The sequence below is a fragment of the Micromonospora arborensis genome (genome assembly GCF_003205615.1).
GTDB lineage: Bacteria > Actinomycetota > Actinomycetes > Mycobacteriales > Micromonosporaceae > Micromonospora > Micromonospora arborensis.
This window is the reverse complement of record NZ_PYBV01000016.1, coordinates 128,713-144,618: the sequence shown is the minus strand read 5'-3', so window position 1 is coordinate 144,618 and position 15,906 is coordinate 128,713. Positions and strand designations below refer to the sequence as shown.

The following is a 15,906-nucleotide window of genomic DNA, read 5'->3' as shown; positions in this document are numbered from 1 at the left end:
GGAGCGGCGCGGTGAAGCGTACGGGAGAAGATATCAGCGAATGTCGCTGGGTGTGGGGTGCGCCACAGTGAGACTGTGACCGTTTAAGCACAGAGGGTTACATTCCCAGGCTGGTGGCGCGCAGCCGACGCGCGGTCTCCGTCGGACCGTCCAGTTGGACCCGGGCCACCCGCTGCCGGCCGGAGAGGAACAGGGCCAGCTCGGCTGGGGGGCCGACCAGCCGCAGCGGTTCGCCGCCACGACCGACGGATATCTCGCCGTGACCGGGCGCCTGCACGTAGAGGTCCGCCGGAAAGCGGCGCAGCGCGAGCCGAGCCAGCGGGGCGGCACGCTTCCAGAGTGCGCTCTGCAGCCCGGCGGGCAGCTCGCGCGGTTGCCACCCGGCGCCCGCCCGCCGCACGTCCTCATGGTGGATGAAGAACTCCATCGTGTTGGCCAACTCGTCGGTCACCGGGTTGCTGACCGGGCTCCACAGCGGCGGCCGTCGCACCTGTGCCACCAGCTCCGGGTAGGGCCGCGCGGCGAGTTCGCGACGGACCCGCTCGGCGTAACCGCGCAGCGGCGGCAACACGATCCCGCCGGCCGCGTCCGGGCGGCGCTCCCGCAGCACCAGGTGCGCGGCGAGATCACGGGTCACCCAGCCCTCGTTGATCGTCGGAGCGTCCGGCCCGAGGGCCAGCAGGAGATCGGCCAGCGCCTCGCGCTCGGCTCGGGCGTACCGCGGCATGGCCCGATCGTAGGCCCGGTCACCCGTCGGCGCGCGGCGCCAGCCGCCGGGCCGGCGCCCGCCGCTCGTCGCCGTCCGGTACGTGATGGTCGACATATCCCGTCCGGGTCGGCACCGCTGGCCCCGACCGGTAAGGATGAGGGAGACAATTGTGGCTTACGGCGGGGGAAAGTGTGGCGAGCAAGACAAGTCGGGACGTGCTCAGCCGAGGGCTGGGAGTCCTGCGGCAGGCAATCCGCGAGCAGCCACGGATCTTCGCGGTCGCGGTCGTCGGCAGCGTGCTCTTCGGCGGGATGATCATCGTCAGCGCGCGGGTCGTTGGGACGGTCGTCGGTGAGGTGGCGCTGCCGGCCATCTCCCGCCGAGAGGTGGGCACCGGGACGCTCGCGCTGGCCGCGGCCGCGCTGTTCGGGATCAGCGTGCTACGGGTGGCAGGCATCATCGGCCGCCGCCTCGGGGCGGGCTACATGCAGTACCGCCTCCAGGCCTCCTACCGCCGCCGGGTCACCCGCCGCTATCTGGAGCTGCCGCTGTCCTGGCACCACCGCAACTCCACCGGCACCCTGTTGTCCAACGCCAACTCCGACGTCGAGGCGGCCTGGTACCCCATCGCGCCGTTGCCCTTCGCGGTCGGCACGCTGGTGATGTTGGTCGGCGCGATCGTCTCGCTCTTCGCCACCGACTGGGCGCTCGCCCTGGTCGGTCTCGCGGTCTTTCCGGCGTTGTTCGCGCTCAACGTGGTCTACTCCCGCCGGATGGCGCCCCGGCAGGCCCGGGCGCAGCGCCTGCGCGCCGAGGTCAGCGGGATCGCCCACGAGAGCTTCGACGGCGCCCTGGTGGTCAAGACGATGGGCCGCGAGGCTCAGGAGACCGCCCGGTTCGCGGGCCGGGCCGGCGAGCTACGCGACTCGTTGATCGCGGTCGGCCGGCTGCGCGGCGTCTTCGACCCGCTGCTGGAGACGCTGCCCAGCATCGGCACCCTCGCGGTGCTGGTGGTCGGGGCGTTCCGGCTGCGCCAGGGCGCGATCAGCGTGACCGAGCTGGTCAGCGTGGCCTTCCTCTTCACCGTGCTGGCCTTTCCGGTGCGGGCCATCGGTTGGGTCCTGGCCGAGCTGCCGCGCAGCGTCGCGGGCTGGGACCGGGTCCGCCGGGTGCTCGACGCCACCGGCGAGATGCCGTACGGGCAACGCGTCCTCGACTCGGCCGGCACGCTTGGCCCGGCCACCCTCACCTTCAGCGACGTGCACTTCTCCTACCCACCCGCCGAGGCCCACCAGCCCGGCGCGCAGGTGCTCGGTGAGGTCGGCTTCACCGTGCCGGCCGGCCGGACGGTGGCACTGGTCGGGCCCACCGGCGCCGGCAAGTCGACAATCGCCTCGCTGGCGGTCCGGCTCGTCGACCCGGACTCCGGCACCGTCTGCCTGGACGGGGTGGACGTGCGCGAGCTGACCGCCGCGTCGCTGGCCGGCACGGTGGCGCTGGTCGCCCAGGTGCCCTTCGTCTTCGACGACACGGTCCGCGCCAACATCTCCCTCGACCGCCCGGGTATCGACGACGAGGCCGTCTGGGCGGCGCTGCGGCTGGCCGAGGCGGACGGGTTCGTCGCCGCGCTGCCCGACGGTCTGGACACCATGGTCGGTGAGCGGGGCACCTCGCTCTCCGGTGGGCAACGGCAGCGGCTCACCCTGGCCCGCGCGCTGGCGGGCCGGCCGCGCCTGCTGGTGCTCGACGACGCGACCAGCGCGGTCGACCCGCGGGTCGAGGCCGCCATCCTGGCCGGGTTGCGGTCGTCGACCGCCGAGCCGGGGGTGCCGGCCGCGTCGATCCTGGTGGTGGCGTACCGCCGGGCCACCATCGCGCTCGCCGACGAGGTCATCTACGTGGAGCAGGGGCGGGTGGTCGCCCGGGGCACGCACAGCGAGTTGCTGGCAACCGTGCCCGGCTACGTCGACCTGGTCACCGCGTACGAGCAGGCTGAGGTCGAGCGCGCGCAGGAGAGCCCGTACGGCGATGAGGTCGCGCCGCTGCCGTCCGGCCTGGAAATCGAGGTGGACCGGTGAGCGCGAGGAGTGCAGCGAAGCGGAGCCCCGCAGTCGCGAACGAAAGGCCAGCGCGGTGAGCGCGAGGAGTGCAGCGTTGAGTACGTCTGTGACCAGTGAGAAGACGTCTGAGACCGCTGAGAAGCAGGAGACGACCTGGCAGACCCTGCGCCGGGGTCTGGCGCTCTCGCCGGAGCTTCGGACGGGGCTGGCTGGCACCCTGCTCCTGGCGTTGGTCTACATGGTCGGTCGGGTGGCCGTGCCGGTCGCCGTGCAGCAGGGCATCGACCGGGGCATCGTCGGTGGCCTGAATCTGGATGTGGTCTGGTCGGTGGTGGCGATCACCGCACTGATCCTGACGATCACGACGATCTGCGGCTACCTGATGATGCGCCGGCTGTTCACGGTCAGCGAGACGGCGCTGGCCAATGTGCGGACGCGGGCGTTCCGGCACGTGCACGACCTGTCCATGTTGCACCAGCAGTCGGAGCGGCGTGGCTCGCTGGTCTCGCGGGTGACCAGCGACGTCGACCAGATCACCCAGTTCCTCCAGTGGGGCGGGGTGATCCTGCTGGTCAACCTCGGTCAGCTGGTGGTCACCACCGCCGTCATGCTCGCGTACTCCTGGCAGTTGACCCTCGTGGTGTTGGTCGCGTTCCTCCCGGCGGTGTTCGTCATCCGGCAGTTGCAGCGCCGTCTCGGCACGGCGTACGCGACGGTGCGCCAGCGCACCGGCACGCTGCTCGGCACGATCGGCGAGAGCGTGGTGGGCGCGCCGGTGATCCGGGCCTACGGGATCGCGGGGCGCACCGCGCGGCGGCTGGACGAGGCCATCGACGCGCAGCGTGTGGCGCAGCAGCGGGCGATCCGGATCAGCATCGTGGGCAGTTCGGTCGGCGAGTTGGCCGCCGGGCTGGCCCTGGCCGGTGTGGTGGTGCTCGGGGTGACACTGGGGGTGGACGGCACGCTGTCGATCGGTCAGCTGACCGCGTTCCTCTTCCTGGTGACGCTCTTCATCCAGCCGGTGCAGATCGCCACCGAGGTGCTCAACGAGGCGCAGAACGCGATCGCCGGTTGGCGTCGGGTGCTGGATGTGTTGGACGTGGCCCCCGACGTGGCCGACCCGGGGGAGCAGGGGCGCAAGCTGCCGGGCGGGCCGTTGGACGTCCGGTTCGCCGGTGTGCGGTTCGCCTACCCGGGTGGCCCGCCGGTGTTGCACGACATCGACCTGGAGATCCCCGCGAAGAGCCGGGTGGCGGTGGTCGGTGAGACCGGCAGCGGCAAGACCACCTTCGCGAAGCTGCTGACCCGTCTGATGGACCCGTCGGCCGGGGCGGTGCTGCTGTCCGGGGTGCCGCTGGCGGAGGTCCGGTTCGACTCGCTGCGGTCCCGGGTGGTGATGGTGCCGCAGGACGGGTTCCTCTTCGACGCGACGGTGGGGGACAACGTCCGGTTCGCCCGGCCGGAGCTGACCGACGAGCAGTTGAGCGCGGCCTTCACCGAGCTGGGCCTGTCGGACTGGCTGGAGGGTCTGCCGGCGGGTCTGGACACCCCCGTCGGCGAGCGCGGCGAGGCGCTCAGTGTGGGCGAGCGGCAGCTCGTCGCGCTGGCGCGGGCGTACGTGGCCGACCCGGACCTGCTGGTGCTGGACGAGGCGACCAGCGCGGTGGACCCGGCGACCGAGGTGCGGTTGCAACGCACCCTGGACGCGGTCACCAGGGGTCGGACCACCCTCGCGATCGCACACCGGCTCTCCACGGCGCAGGCCGCCGACGAGGTGATCGTGGTGGACCGGGGTCGGGTGGTGCAGCGCGGTCCGCACGACGAGCTGGTCCGCGATGCCGACTCGGTCTACGGCCTGCTCTACGCCTCCTGGCTGGAGCAGACACGGTGACGCGGTGGCGTTCCGGATGCGTGGGTGTGGTGGACGCCGCCGGTCAGGTGCTCTAGGCTCCGGGTTAGGTAAGCCTAACCTTTGAAGGAGTCGCGCCCATGCGGCCCAACCCCGCCGAGATCGTTCGTACCCTCGTCGCCGGCCGCCTGCCCGGCCTGGTCCACCTGGCGCACCGGCCGGGCCCGCACCACGCCCGGCACGTGACCGACCCGGACGGGCGGGTGCTGCTGCTGGTGCCGGTAGCCAGCCACCTGGCCGCCGCACTGCAGCCGGTCACCGGGGGCAACGACGTCGCGGTGGTGCTCGACGTGCTCGACCTGCCACCCGCCGCCGGAGCGCCCGGCCTGGGCCGAGCCTGGGTCTCCGGCTGGGCGGGTGAACTACACGGCGACGAGGCCCGCCGCGCGGCGGTCGACTTCGCCGCCGTGGAGCCGACCGGCGACCTGCTCGACCTGGGCACCCGGTTCCGGCTGTTCCGCTTCGACGTGGTCGAGGTCCGCTGGGAGCGGGCCGGCGTCGTGCACCGGGTCGACCCGGGGGAGTACGCCGAGGCGGAGCCGGACCCGGTGCACCCGGTCGAGGCGCGTCTGCTCGCCGACCTCGCCGAGCGTGACGGCGCCGAGGTGGCCGCGTACCTGCGCCGGCAGCTCGGGTTGACCGAGCAGGCCCCCGACGGGCCGCCCCGGGTGGTGCGCATCGACCGCTACGGGCTGGTGGTGGCGCTCGGCCGACCCGGCGCCCGACGTCGGATCAGGCTGGCCTTCCCCGGCCCGATCGCCGACCCGGCCGAACTGCCGCGACTGCTACCGCCGCTGCGACTCCCGGCCGACGCCCGCCCGCAGCGCTGACCGCTCGCCGCCCACTCGCGGCTTGATCGACCGCGGCGCTGACCGCCGCCGCCCACTCGCGGCTTGATCGACTCCGTATCGCCGAGCTGGGGGTATCCCGTACGACGGATACCCCCAGATCGGCGACCTGGAGTCGTCAGCCGCTGCGGCGGCGCAGGGTCGCCGCCGCGAGCACCAGCGCCACCACCACCGCGCCGAGCACCACCGCCACGTCGCGCCACATCCTGCCGGTCGGCTCGGCGTGGGTGCCGACCTCCTGCAACGCCTCGATGGCGTACGACAGGGGGAAGGCGTCACTGAGCGCCTGGAGCCAACCGGCCATCTGGTCACGGGCCACGAACAGCCCGCAGAGCAGCAGTTGGGGGACCACCACGACCGGCAGGAACTGCACCGCCTGGAACTCGGTGCGGGCGAAGGCGCTGCAGAGCAGCCCGAGGGCGACGCCGAGCACGGCGTCGATGACGGCGATCCCGATCACCAGCCCGAAGCTGCCGGCGGTGTCCAGATCGAAGACCCAGTACGCCACGGCGGCGGCGACCGTGGCCTGTACGGCGGCGGCCAGCCCGAACGCGATGCCGTACCCGAAGAGCAGGTCGAGCTTGCCCAGTGGCGTGGTGAGCAGCCGCTCCAGGGTGCCGGAGGTGCGTTCCCGGAGCATGGCGATGCTGGTCACCAGAAACATGATCACGAAGGGGAAGATGCCCAGCATCACCAGTGCGATCCGGTCGAACGTCGTCGGCTGCCCGGGTGGGGTCGGCTGGTCGACGTACATGAAATAGACAAGGGTGAGCAGGGCGGCCGGCACCACCACGAGCAACGCGATGGTCCGTCGGTCGTGTCGGAGTTGGCGCAAAATGCGGCCGGTGGTGGCCATCAGGATCCGCGGCTTCACGACCCCTCCGGTCCGGTCGTCGCGCGACGCGTCTCGCTCGCCCGGATCAGGCGCAGGAAGGCCTCGTCGAGGTCGTCCACACCGGCGGCGGCGCGGATCGCGGCCGGGCTGTCGTCGGCGATCAACCGCCCCTGTCGGATCAGCAGCAGCCGGTCGCAGCGGGCCGCCTCGTCCATGACGTGGCTGGACACCAGCAGGGTGGTGCCGGCGGCGGCCATCGCGTGGAAGCGGGCCCACAGGTCGGCCCGCAGCACCGGGTCCTGACCGACGGTCGGCTCGTCGAGGATGACCAACTCCGGCTCCCCGACCAGGGCACAGGCCAGCGAGGCCCGACTGCGTTGACCGCCGGAGAGGGTCGCGACCAGTTGGCCGGCGGCCTCGGCCAGCCCGACATCGCTGATCGCCCGGTCGGCCTCGACCCGCCCCCGCCCGTACAGGGCCGCGAAGTAGCGGGCATTTTCCCGGACCGTCAGGTCGGCGTAGACACTCGGCGCCTGGGTCAGGTAGCCCACCCGGTGCCGCAGCGCCGGGGTGCCCGCCGGTTGACCGAGCACGGTGACCGTCCCGTCGCTGATCACCTGCACCCCGACCACCGCGCGCATGAACGTGGTCTTGCCGCTGCCGCTGGGGCCGAGCAGCCCCGTGACCGTGCCGCGCGGGACACGGCAGCTGATGCCGTCCAGCACCCGCCGCCCGCCCCGGTCGACGTCCAGGTCGCGGACGGCTATCGCGTGGTCCATCGCGCACCTCCCCAAGAAAAGTCATCAACTGTTGGACTCAACGCTCGACGAGATACCCGTGTGCACGCAACGGTTGACTTCGAGCGCACTCGAACTGGAAGTCTGGGAAGCGTGAACGTCAGCACCAAAGAGATGACCCTTACCGTCGGTGAGGCCGCCGAACGCGTCGGCCTCACCACCTACACGCTGCGCTGGTACGAGCAGGAAGGGCTGGTCGCGCCGGTCGGCCGGGACGCCGTCGGGCGTCGGCGGTACACCGCCGGAGACGTCAACTGGCTGCTCCTGCTCACCAGGCTGCGCCGCACCGGGATGCCGGTGCGCGACATGCGTCACTACACCGAGCTGGCCCGACAGGGCGACCGCACCATCGGTGCCCGGCGGGCGCTGTTGGAGGCGCACCGAGTCCGGGTGCTGAGCCGGATGGCCGAGTTGGAGGAGGACCTCAGCGTGCTCAACTACAAGATCGACACCTATCGTCGCGCCGAGGAGGAGAACTGATGATCCGTCGTCGGATGGGCACCACCGGGCCGGACGTCTCAGCGATCGGGCTGGGCTGTATGGGGATGAGCTTCGCCTACGGCAGTGGCGACGACGCCGAGTCGACCCGCACCCTGCACCGCGCCCTCGACCTGGGCGTCAACCACCTGGACACCGCCGACATGTACGGTCGCGGCGCCAACGAGGAACTGCTCGGGCCGGTGGTGCGGGCCCGACGTGACGAGGTCTTCCTGGCCACGAAGTTCGGCAACCGGATGACCGGCGAGGCCTTCGGTGGCACCGGCACCCCCGGCGCGTACGTGGACAGCAGCGCCGCCTGGGCCCTTGACGCGTGCGACGCGTCGCTGCGCCGGCTCGGCGTGGACACCATCGACCTCTACTACCTGCACCGTCGGAATCCCGACACCCCGATCGAGGAGACCGTCGGGGCGATGGCCGAGCTGGTTCGTGCCGGCAAGGTGCGGTTGATCGGCCTGTCCGAGGTCAGCCCGGCGACCCTGCGCGCCGCGCACGCGGTGCACCCGATCACCGCCGTGCAGTTGGAGTACTCGTTGTTCAGCCGCGACGTCGAGGGCGAGATGCTGGCCACCTGTCGGGAGCTGGGGGTGGCGCTGGTGGCGTACTCGCCGGTCGGCCGTGGGCTGCTCACCGGGGCGATCACGAGCCGCGAACAGTTGGCGGCCGACGACTGGCGCCGGGGCGCGCCGCGCTTCGCCGAGGACAACCTGGACGCCAACCTGGCGTTGGTCGACCAGGTGCGGGCGGTCGCCGCCGAACTGGGTGCCAGCCCGGCGCAGGTCGCGCTGGCCTGGCTGCTCGCCCAGGGCGAGGACATCCTGCCGATCCCGGGCACCAAGCGGGTGCGCTGGCTGGAGGAGAACGCCGCCGCCGTCGACCTGAAGCTCAGCGCGGAACAACTGGCCCGGCTCAGCGCTGCGCTGCCGCCCGGCGCGGCAGCCGGCGAAAGGTATCCCGCGGCAGCAATGAGAATGGTCGGGCAGTAGCCTCCGGACCGGACACCAGGTCCGGCAACGGGCATTGCGCGCTGATCGGACGTACGGCACGATGGCTCGGTGGGTCACGCTCCGTTACCGAATAGCGGTTTTCTTGAGGATTGGGCCGCGCGGTTGCGGCAGACCGTCGAGCGGCCGGTCGTCGGCATCCTGCTGCGCGGAAGTCACGCCCGCCGCGCGGCCACCGCGCACAGCGACGTCGACCTCGACGTGCTGGTCGGTGGCGCCCCGTACGCCGCGCGGCGGGCGTACCTGGCCGAATCCGCAGGTCGGGTCACCCACGTCTCGGTGGCCGCCCGCGACGTCCGCTCCTGGGTGCACCGACTCGGCGAACCGGCCGACTGGGCGTTCGGGCTGCCGGTCACCGCGCCGGCGCGGTTGCTCTGGGCCGACCCGCACTGGCGGCCCCGGATCGACCTGCCGGTGCTCTGCCAGCCCGCCGAGCCACCCCGCCTCGAGGAGCTGATCGCCACGCTGGGTAAGGCCGCATCCGCCCGGGCCGCCAGCGACCGCCTCGGGGTTCGGCTCGCCGTGGCCGACCTGGCTCGACTCTGCCCGTCGGTGCTGCGTCCGGCCAACCCGTCGGTGCGGGTCCACTCCCGCCGGGCGGCCTTCGCGGCGGCCCTGGAACTGCCGGTGGCCCCACCCGGCTACCGGGCGGACATGCTGCTCTGCCTCGGGCTGCGTCCGGGGTCCACCGGCCAACTCTGGGCCGCCGCCGTACGGCTGGTCGCCGGCACCCTGCCGTTGATCCGGCCGTACGCCGAGGAGATCGCGGAGGCGGCCGGCGCGGACCTGGCCGCCGCCCTGGTGGACGGCCGGCTGGATCGCTACGTGGCCCAGCTGGCACGGCCCGCCGGGCTCGCACCGCAGCCGCGGCGGGAGTGGTCGCCGGTGCCCGCGCCGCGTGCGGGACAATTGGTCACTGTGCCCGTACCTGACTCGCCGGTGACCGGCGGCCCCAGCGCCCCGAGCGACCCGGTGGCGCCCGTCCCGGCCCGCCCGTCCCGGCTCGACCCGGCCATCGCGGCCCAGTTGCGCCGCACCGCCGACGGTCTGGTCGCCGCCGTGGTCCGCGCGCACGACTCCGGCGAGGTGCTGATGGTCGCCTGGATGGACGACGAGGCGCTGCACCGCACCCTCACCACCGGCCGAGCCACCTACTGGTCGCGCAGCCGCCGCGAATACTGGGTCAAGGGCGCCACCTCCGGGCACCACCAGTACGTCCGCTCGGTCGCGCTGGACTGCGACGGGGACGCGCTGCTGGTGAGCGTGGACCAGGTCGGGGCCGCCTGCCACACCGGGCACCGGACCTGCTTCTTCACCGACCTGCCCGTCACCGCTCCGGAGGCACGCCCATGACCGACGGCACCGTCAGCCCCGACCTGGCCACCTTCACCGAGCTGGCCGCCGGCTGGCGGGTGGTGCCGGTCACCCGGCGGCTGCTGGCCGACGCGGAGACCCCGGTCGGGGTCTACCGGAAGCTGGCCGGTGGGCCGGGCACGTTCCTGCTGGAATCGGCCGAGCAGGGCGTCGGCTCGGCCGGCATGGCCTGGTCGCGGTACTCGTTCATCGGCGTACGCAGCAGCGCCACCCTCGTCGAGCGTGACGGCGTGGCGACCTGGCTGGGCCAGCCGCCGGCCGGGCTGCCCACCGAAGGTGACCCGGTGCGGGTGCTGCGCGAGACGGTGGCGGCGCTCGCCGGCCCGGTCGGGGACCCGTCGGACGGCCTGCCGCCGCTGACCGGGGGCATGGTCGGCTACCTGGGGTACGACCTGGTCCGCCGCTTCGAGCGGTTGCCCGAGCTGACCGAGGACGACCTGGGCGTGCCCGAGCTGGGCATGATGCTCGCCACCGACCTGGTGGTGCTCGACCACTACGACGGCTCGGCGATCCTGGTCGCCAACGCGGTGCTGCCGCCGCTGGACGCCCCGGACCGCGCTCCGCAGGTCGCCGCCGCGTACCACCACGCCGTGGGCCGGCTGGACGCGATGACCACCGCGCTGTCCCGGCCCATCCCGCCGATGATCTCCACCGTCGAGCGGCCGCCGGCCGGCGAGGTGCTCTGCCGTACGCCCGACGGCGGCTACCCGAAGGCGGTGGAGGCGGCCAAGGAGGCCATCCGGGCCGGCGAGTGCTTCCAGATCGTGCTGTCCCAGCGTTTCGAGCGGCCGACGCATGCCGACCCGCTGGACGTCTACCGGGTGCTGCGCACCAGCAACCCCAGCCCGTACATGTACCTGCTGCGCTTCGACGGGTTCGACATCGTCGGCTCCTCCCCGGAGGCGCACCTGAAGGTCACCGGTGGCGCGGACGGGCGGCGTCGGGCGTTGCTGCACCCGATCGCCGGTACCCGGCCGCGCGGCGGCACTCCCGCCGCCGACGCCACGCTCGCCGCGGAGCTGCTCGCCGACCCGAAGGAACGAGCCGAGCACGTGATGCTCGTCGACCTGGGCCGCAACGACCTGGGCCGGGTGTGTCAGCCCGGCAGCGTGGAGGTGCCCGAGTTCGCCACCATCGAGCGGTACAGCCACGTCATGCACATCGTCTCCACCGTCACCGGCACGCTGCGTGACGACCAGTCCGCGTTCGACGCGCTCGCCGCGACGTTCCCGGCCGGCACGCTGTCCGGCGCCCCGAAGGTGCGCGCCATGGAGATCATCGAGGAGTTGGAGCCGGTCCGCCGCGGCCTCTACGGCGGCACGGTCGGCTACTTCGGCTTCGGTGGTGACCTGGACATGGCGATCGCCATCCGGACCGCGCTGATCCGCGACGGCCGCGCCTACGTGCAGGCCGGGGCGGGGGTGGTCGCCGACTCCGACCCGGCCGCCGAGGACCAGGAGACGCGGAACAAGGCGGCGGCGGTGCTGGCGGCGATCGCGGCCGCCGAGACATTGCGGCCGGCCCGGTGACCGTGGGGGAGCGGTCCGCCGGGGGGCGGCGCGAGTTGACGTACGCCGTCCTGCTCTGCCTGGCCGGTGCGGGCCTGGCGCTGTGGGCGGCGACCCGGAACTGGTCGGTCGAGTTGACGCTACGTCCGGCGCCGCTGCCACCGGTGCGGGAGGCCCGCAGTGGTGCCGGGTTGCTGCCCTGGCTGCCGGCGCTGGCCCTGGTGACGTTGGCGGGCGGTGGCGCGGTGCTGGCTACCCGTGGTGGGTTGCGGCGGGCGCTCGGTGTGCTGCTCGGCGTGCTCGCGCTGGCCGTGGCGGCCGGTGGCGGTTACGGGCTGGTCGCCGACGTCGACGGCTCGGTGAGCCGGCAGTGGCCGGCGCTCTGCCTGCTCGGTGGTCTGCTGGCCGCTGCGGGCGGTTTCTGGACGGGGCTGCGCGGCGGCGGCTGGCCGGCGATGGGCGCACGGTACGAGCGGCCGGCGCGGACCGCTCCGGAGGCCGCGTCGGCCGGCCCGGAGGGGCCGCCAGCGCCGCTGGCCGGGCGGCGGACCACCGAGGCGTGGAACGCGCTGGATCGGGGTGAGGACCCGACGGCCGACTGACGCGAGGGCCGGTGTGGTCGACGGGGTGTCAGCCGACGGGCTGACGGTCTCGCTGCGGTCGGTGACTGGCGGCGCGGGCGGCGGTCAGCTCGGCCACCAGGCGGTTCAGCTCGGCGCGCTGGTCGGCGCGGGCCCGGTCGGCGCAGACCGCCTCCCAGGCGTTGCCGCGCGCGGTGCGTATCCGCGCCTCGCCCACCACGGCCCGCTCCAGGGAGTGCACCACCCCGGCGGCGAGCGACGCCACCGTCCGTGAGATGGTCGTCAGCCCGATGGCCGGTTGCGGCTCGGAAATGCTCATGGTCACCTCGCACGAGGAGTTGCGACGGTCGGGGCAGGCGCGTCATCGAGTCTGCCCGAGGACGATGCTGACTGGCCGACGTTTCGCCGTCGTGACCGCCCGGTCAACTGTCCCGCCTCGGGCATGACCAGGGGCCGTCCGTTCGGCCTTGAGCTTGGTCACAACATCGATCGACGCCGTTGTCGACGGGCGGCGCGGAGGAACTGGTGGCATGATCGATGGATCGGCCCGGTCTGACCGTGGCCGCCAGGCTCCGTTCCGCGTGGCAGCGGTCGATACGGGAGGTGGCGCTGCGTGACATGCCGTTCACGGCAAGTCGGGCATTATGCCGCAGCCCTTTTCGTGAGCAGCGCCATACCCCCGGCATCCGGCATCGGTCGGCTGCCCCTAGCATCGGCCCATGACGCCCGGAGAGGGGAGTCCGTTGGTGACTGCTGAGCATGCGCACGCGGAGGGGGACGAGGCCGGTCAGGCAGCGTCCGTAAGCGTGCTCGACGAGATTCTGGCTGGCGTACGTGAGGACGTCGCCCGACGCCAGGAGCAGGTTCCGCTGGAGCGGATCCGTGAACTGGCGGCGGCGGCGCCGCCACCGCTGGACGCGTACGCGGCGCTGCGCAAGCCCGGTGTGGCGGTGATCGCCGAGGTGAAGCGCTCGTCGCCGTCCAAGGGCCGGCTGGCCGAGATCGCCGATCCGGCCGACCTGGCGGTCGACTACGCGGCCGGTGGGGCGCGGGCGATCAGCGTGCTGACCGAGGGGCGCTGGTTCGGCGGCTCACTGGACGACCTGGCGGCCGTCCGGGCCGCGGTCACCGTGCCAGTGCTGCGCAAGGACTTCGTGGTCTCCAGCTACCAGGTGCACGAGGCGCGCGCGCACGGCGCCGACCTGGTCCTGCTGATCGTCGCCGCGCTCGAGCAGAACGTGCTGATGGGCCTGCTGGAGCGGATCGAGTCGCTGGGCATGACCGCGCTGGTCGAGGTGCACGACGAGGAGGAGGCCGACCGCGCTCTGGAGGCCGGCGCCCAGGTGATCGGGGTCAACGCCCGTGACCTGCGTACCCTGGAGGTCGACCGGTCGGTGTTCGAGCGGATCGCGCCCGGCCTGCCCAGCAGCGTCGTCAAGATCGCCGAGTCTGGCGTCCGCGGTCCGCACGACCTGATCCGGTACGCCTCCGCGGGTGCCGACGCGGTCCTCGTGGGCGAGGGCCTGGTCACGCAGAAGAGCCCCCGCGAGGCGGTTGCCGAGCTGGTCAACGCCGGTAACCACCCGGCAACGCCCCGGCCGGTGCGCTGACTCCGCGCCGGCGTGACGTCCCACCGAGAGGATTTCCGATGAGCGCCGACGCGCTGGCCCCGCTGGCTGGCCCGCAGCCCGACTCCGCCGGCCACTTCGGTCGTTTCGGCGGCCGGTTCGTTCCCGAGGCCCTGGTGGCCGCGCTGGACGAGCTCGACGGGGCGTGGCGTACGGCGATGGCGGATGAGTCCTTCCGGGCCGAGTTCGGTGCGCTGCTGCGCGACTATGCGGGCACGCCGTCGCTGCTCTACGAGGCCCGGCGGTTCTCCGCGAAGGTCGGTGCGCGGGTGCTGCTCAAGCGCGAGGACCTCAACCACACCGGCGCGCACAAGGTGCGCAACGTTCTCGGCCAGGCGCTGCTCACCAAGCGGATGGGCAAGACCCGGGTGATCGCGGAGACCGGGGCCGGCCAGCACGGCGTGGCCACCGCGACCGCCGCCGCCCTGTTCGACCTGGAGTGTGTGGTCTACATGGGCCAGGTCGACACCGAGCGGCAGGCGCTCAACGTCGCCCGGATGCGGATGCTCGGCGCCACTGTCGTTCCGGTCACCAACGGCTCGCGCACCCTCAAGGACGCGATGAACGAGGCGATGCGCGACTGGGTGGCCAACGTCGACGAGACGCACTACCTGATCGGCACGGCCGCCGGTCCGCACCCGTTCCCGGCGATGGTCCGCGACTTCGTGCGGGGCATCGGTGACGAGGCCCGTCAGCAGTGTCTCGACCTCACCGGCGCGCTGCCGGACGCGGTCACCGCCTGCGTCGGCGGCGGCTCCAACGCGCTGGGCATCTTCCACGCCTTCGTCGGCGATCAGGACGTGCGGTTGTACGGCTTCGAGGCCGGCGGCGAGGGTGTCGCGACCGGCCGGCACGCGGCGAGCATCACCGGCGGGTCCGCCGGGGTGCTGCACGGCACCCGCACGTACGTGCTGCAGGACGCCGACGGGCAGACCCTGGAGTCGCACTCGATCTCCGCCGGCCTGGACTACCCGGGCGTCGGGCCCGAGCACGCCTGGTTGCACGACACCGGCCGGGCGAGCTACCTGCCGGTCACCGACGACGAGGCGATGGCCGCGTTCGAGCTGCTCTGCCGCACCGAGGGGATCATCCCGGCGATCGAGAGCGCGCACGCGCTCGCCGGCACCGTCGCGTTGGCGCCGAAGCTCGCCGCCGAGCTGGGCCGGGAGCCGACCATCGTGGTCAACCTCTCCGGGCGGGGCGACAAGGACGTGCACACCGCCGGCGACTACTTCGGCATCCTCGACAAGGAGCAGTGAGATGAGCCGGATCGGGGTGGCCTTCGACAAGGCCCGCGCCGACGGACGGGCACTGCTGGTGGGCTGTATGCCGGCCGGTTTCCCGACCGTCGAGGGCAGCATCGCCGCGATGACCGCCATGGTCGAGGCGGGTGTCGACGTCATCGAGGTGGAGATCCCCTACTCGGACCCGGTGATGGACGGGCCGGTGATCCAGAAGGCCAGTGACATCGCGCTGGCCGGGGGCGTACGCACCAGGGACACGCTGCGCATCGTCGAGGCGGTGGCGGCCACCGGGGCTCCGGTGGTCACGATGACCTACTGGAACCCGGTCGAGCGTTACGGCGTGGACGTGTTCGCCCGTGACCTCGCCGCTGCCGGCGGCACCGGTCTGATCACCCCCGACCTCATTCCCGACGAGGCGGACGAGTGGCTGGCCGCCTCGGACGCACACGGCCTGGACCGCACGTTCCTGGTCTCGCCGTCGTCCACCGACGCGCGGCTGGCGATGACCGTGGAGCACTGCCGTGGCTTCGTCTACGCGACCGCCGTCATGGGGGTGACCGGCGCCCGGGCGCGTACCTCCGACGCCGCGCCGACGTTGGTCTCCCGGGTCCGGGCGGTCACCGACCTGCCCGTCGGTGTCGGTCTGGGCGTGGGCACGGGTGCGCAGGCCGGCACCGTCGCCGGGTACGCCGACGGGGTGATCGTCGGCAGCGCGCTGATCCGGTGCCTGCTCGACGCGCCCTCCGAGGCGGAGGGGCTGGCCGCGCTGCGTACCCTCAGCGCCGAACTTGCCGAGGGCGTCCGCAACCCCACCCGCTGAGCCCGGCTGCGCCGATCCCTCGGCGCTCGTGCTGGCCCGCCGGTCGGGCCGCGCGGCGCACGTCTGTCTGTTGAGCGGTATACCGGTGAGT

General features: G+C 72.8%; 15 protein-coding genes and 1 pseudogene. 12 read left to right on the top strand and 4 right to left on the bottom strand.

Going from position 1 to position 15,906, the window contains the following annotated elements:
• Positions 1–97 precede the first annotated feature (97 nt).
• The gene (locus tag C7C45_RS13790) at positions 98–727 is read right to left on the bottom strand and encodes a TIGR03085 family metal-binding protein (RefSeq protein WP_110564185.1); all 630 of its coding nucleotides are present in this window, start codon (positions 725–727) and stop codon (positions 98–100) included.
• Positions 728–900: 173 nt separating this feature from the next.
• On the opposite strand from C7C45_RS13790, the gene C7C45_RS13785 reads away from it, so the two are divergent.
• The 3 genes from C7C45_RS13785 to C7C45_RS13775 all read left to right on the top strand — a co-directional run bounded on the left by C7C45_RS13785 (position 901) and on the right by C7C45_RS13775 (position 5,508).
• Positions 901–2,787, top strand: a complete 1,887-nt coding sequence (locus C7C45_RS13785; RefSeq protein WP_110564050.1) for an ABC transporter ATP-binding protein — start codon at positions 901–903, stop codon at positions 2,785–2,787.
• 76 nt (positions 2,788–2,863) lie between these two features.
• Positions 2,864–4,660 (top strand): ABC transporter ATP-binding protein, encoded by a 1,797-nt coding sequence (locus tag C7C45_RS13780; protein ID WP_244200376.1) that lies wholly within the window; start codon positions 2,864–2,866, stop codon positions 4,658–4,660.
• Between the two features lie 98 nt (positions 4,661–4,758).
• Positions 4,759–5,508, top strand: coding sequence for a DUF2470 domain-containing protein (locus C7C45_RS13775; protein WP_110564048.1), 750 nt, complete (start codon positions 4,759–4,761; stop codon positions 5,506–5,508).
• 136 nt (positions 5,509–5,644) lie between these two features.
• Here C7C45_RS13775 and C7C45_RS13770 read toward each other — a convergent pair whose 3' ends face one another.
• Both C7C45_RS13770 and C7C45_RS13765 read right to left on the bottom strand, forming a co-directional pair.
• The gene (locus tag C7C45_RS13770; protein WP_110564047.1) at positions 5,645–6,400 is read right to left on the bottom strand and encodes an ABC transporter permease; all 756 of its coding nucleotides are present in this window, start codon (positions 6,398–6,400) and stop codon (positions 5,645–5,647) included.
• Positions 6,397–7,140: an ABC transporter ATP-binding protein gene (locus C7C45_RS13765; protein ID WP_110564046.1), complete on the bottom strand. Its 744-nt coding sequence runs from the start codon at positions 7,138–7,140 to the stop codon at positions 6,397–6,399. The genes C7C45_RS13770 and C7C45_RS13765 overlap by 4 nt, the downstream gene beginning before the upstream one ends.
• Before the next feature lie 111 nt (positions 7,141–7,251).
• Between C7C45_RS13765 and C7C45_RS13760 the strand changes: the two genes are divergently transcribed.
• From C7C45_RS13760 to C7C45_RS13740, 6 genes and pseudogenes are all read left to right on the top strand, one after another.
• Positions 7,252–7,638, top strand: a complete 387-nt coding sequence (locus C7C45_RS13760) for a MerR family transcriptional regulator (protein ID WP_110564045.1) — start codon at positions 7,252–7,254, stop codon at positions 7,636–7,638.
• Positions 7,638–8,642 carry an aldo/keto reductase gene (locus C7C45_RS13755; protein ID WP_110564044.1) on the top strand — a complete coding sequence of 335 codons (1,005 nt, stop codon included), beginning with the start codon at positions 7,638–7,640 and terminating at the stop codon, positions 8,640–8,642. The genes C7C45_RS13760 and C7C45_RS13755 overlap by 1 nt, the downstream gene beginning before the upstream one ends.
• Before the next feature lie 69 nt (positions 8,643–8,711).
• Positions 8,712–9,392, top strand: a pseudogene (locus tag C7C45_RS35695) (phosphoribosyl-AMP cyclohydrolase); the annotation flags it as partial.
• A 186-nt stretch (positions 9,393–9,578) separates the two neighbouring features.
• Entirely contained in the window at positions 9,579–10,013 is a 435-nt protein-coding gene (hisI, locus tag C7C45_RS34985; RefSeq protein WP_110564184.1) for a phosphoribosyl-AMP cyclohydrolase, read from the top strand.
• On the top strand, positions 10,010–11,563 hold the full coding sequence (locus tag C7C45_RS13745; RefSeq protein ID WP_110564043.1) for an anthranilate synthase component I: 1,554 nt from the start codon (positions 10,010–10,012) through the stop codon (positions 11,561–11,563). Before hisI ends, C7C45_RS13745 begins: the two co-directional genes overlap by 4 nt.
• Complete coding sequence (locus C7C45_RS13740) at positions 11,545–12,144, top strand: Trp biosynthesis-associated membrane protein (protein WP_110564042.1); 600 nt, start codon at positions 11,545–11,547, stop codon at positions 12,142–12,144. Before C7C45_RS13745 ends, C7C45_RS13740 begins: the two co-directional genes overlap by 19 nt.
• A 28-nt stretch (positions 12,145–12,172) precedes the next feature.
• Here C7C45_RS13740 and C7C45_RS13735 read toward each other — a convergent pair whose 3' ends face one another.
• Positions 12,173–12,442 (bottom strand): hypothetical protein, encoded by a 270-nt coding sequence (locus C7C45_RS13735; RefSeq protein WP_110564183.1) that lies wholly within the window; start codon positions 12,440–12,442, stop codon positions 12,173–12,175.
• Positions 12,443–12,929: 487 nt separating this feature from the next.
• On the opposite strand from C7C45_RS13735, the gene trpC reads away from it, so the two are divergent.
• From trpC to trpA, 3 genes are read left to right on the top strand one after another with little or no spacing between them, the layout of a single operon-like run.
• On the top strand, positions 12,930–13,733 hold the full coding sequence (trpC, locus tag C7C45_RS13730; RefSeq protein ID WP_172862221.1) for an indole-3-glycerol phosphate synthase TrpC: 804 nt from the start codon (positions 12,930–12,932) through the stop codon (positions 13,731–13,733).
• Positions 13,734–13,771: 38 nt separating this feature from the next.
• Entirely contained in the window at positions 13,772–15,010 is a 1,239-nt protein-coding gene (trpB, locus tag C7C45_RS13725; protein ID WP_110564040.1) for a tryptophan synthase subunit beta, read from the top strand.
• A gap of 1 nt (position 15,011) precedes the next feature.
• Positions 15,012–15,815, top strand: a complete 804-nt coding sequence (gene trpA / locus C7C45_RS13720) for a tryptophan synthase subunit alpha (RefSeq protein ID WP_110564039.1) — start codon at positions 15,012–15,014, stop codon at positions 15,813–15,815.
• Positions 15,816–15,906: the final 91 nt, after the last annotated feature.

Coding starts and splice junctions, on each gene's coding strand:
- C7C45_RS13790 (WP_110564185.1), bottom strand. CDS start 727: ATGCCGCGGTACGCCCGAGCCGAGCGCGAGGCGCTGGCCGATCTCCTG.
- C7C45_RS13775 (WP_110564048.1), top strand. CDS start 4,759: ATGCGGCCCAACCCCGCCGAGATCGTTCGTACCCTCGTCGCCGGCCGC.
- C7C45_RS13765 (WP_110564046.1), bottom strand. CDS start 7,140: ATGGACCACGCGATAGCCGTCCGCGACCTGGACGTCGACCGGGGCGGG.
- C7C45_RS13755 (WP_110564044.1), top strand. CDS start 7,638: ATGATCCGTCGTCGGATGGGCACCACCGGGCCGGACGTCTCAGCGATC.
- C7C45_RS13745 (WP_110564043.1), top strand. CDS start 10,010: ATGACCGACGGCACCGTCAGCCCCGACCTGGCCACCTTCACCGAGCTG.
- C7C45_RS13735 (WP_110564183.1), bottom strand. CDS start 12,442: ATGAGCATTTCCGAGCCGCAACCGGCCATCGGGCTGACGACCATCTCA.
- trpB (WP_110564040.1), top strand. CDS start 13,772: ATGAGCGCCGACGCGCTGGCCCCGCTGGCTGGCCCGCAGCCCGACTCC.
- trpA (WP_110564039.1), top strand. CDS start 15,012: ATGAGCCGGATCGGGGTGGCCTTCGACAAGGCCCGCGCCGACGGACGG.